This window comes from Microcoleus sp. AR_TQ3_B6 (genome assembly GCF_036702785.1).
Lineage (GTDB): Bacteria > Cyanobacteriota > Cyanobacteriia > Cyanobacteriales > Microcoleaceae > Microcoleus.
Genome location: NZ_JAUBVJ010000211.1, coordinates 1,341 through 2,606, shown reverse-complemented (window position 1 = coordinate 2,606; position 1,266 = coordinate 1,341). Strand labels below are relative to the sequence as shown.

At 49.7% G+C, this 1,266-nt stretch carries 1 protein-coding gene; it reads left to right on the top strand.

Annotated features, from left to right (window positions below; translation table 11 throughout):
• Nucleotides 1-1,266, top strand: a 1,266-nt coding sequence (locus QUB56_RS36700) for a calcium-binding protein (RefSeq protein ID WP_332961271.1), incomplete at both ends; no start/stop codon positions are given.

The window sequence follows — 1,266 nt, the reverse complement described above, 5'->3', positions numbered from 1 at the left end:
CATCACCGGCACAACTTTCGCCGATACCATTGTCGGCAGCAGCAGCAACGAAACCTTAATCGGCAACGGCGGCGCCGACATCCTCACCGGTGGCGGCGGCAACGATAGCTTTATCCTCGACCCCGCAAAAGCCGCCGGCAGCAAAATTCAAGCCGGTAGCGGCACTGACACCCTACTTCTGACAGGTGTTACCGCAGCTTTATTTCTCAGTCCCGGTAAAGTTGGAGTTGACCGCACCGGTAATAGCTTGCTAGTAGACATCAACAAAGACGGTAAAATCAACGCCGCAGATGATATCGAAATTCTCAATTTCTTCGATTCTCCAACCAGCAATCGCCCCGGCAGCGGATTTATCGAAACTGTTGCAGATTTGTCGGGAAATACTATTCTCTCTCGCTTTGCTCCTCCTTCTCTACCCGTACCCACACCTACCCCAACTCCCACACCTCGCGGTCCCCAAATTTTAACCCCCAGCATTCCGATTCCTAATCCGAATACTACGGTTGATTCTACTTTCAATGGCGGACCGCTCAATGACTTGTTCTTCGGCACTCTCCAAGCTGACTCGCTCAACGGTTTAGCTGGAAATGACACAATTTCCGGTTTGGACGGCAGCGACAACATCGGCGGCGATGACGGGAATGACTCGCTACTGGGCAATGCTGGCAATGACTTTATCGATGCTGGTTCTGGCGATGATGTTGTTTACGGCGGTAAAGGCAATGATGGTATTTTAGGCGCTGGTGGCAATGATTCGCTCTACGGCAATAAAGGCTTTGATGTTGTTTTGGGCGGTGAAGGAAACGATGTAATTTTTGGCGGCAAGGGCGATGATTCTCTCGGAGGCGATGCAGGAGATGACAGTATTTTCGGTCAGTTAGGCAATGATTACTTGCTTGGTGGCAGCGGAAATGATGCTGTCAGCGGCGGCGAGGGAGATGATACTCTTGCGGGTATCGCTCCGATTGCTACTAACCCAGGAGTTGGGGAGTTTGATACTTTGACCGGCGGGGAAGGGAAAGACCGTTTCTTGCTGGGAGATAGTGAGAAAATCTACTACTCGGGTGATGGTAATGCTGTGATAAGTGACTTTAATTCTGCTGAGGATGCGATCGTCCTTTCGGGAATTAAGGACAATTATTCGCTGTCGGTTTCGGGGAATACTACTAATATTTTCCTGAAAAAGCCCGGTCAGTCGGATGATTTAATTGCTTCTGTGCAAGGGTTGACTGATGTAAATATCGATCGACCTTATTTCACTTTCAT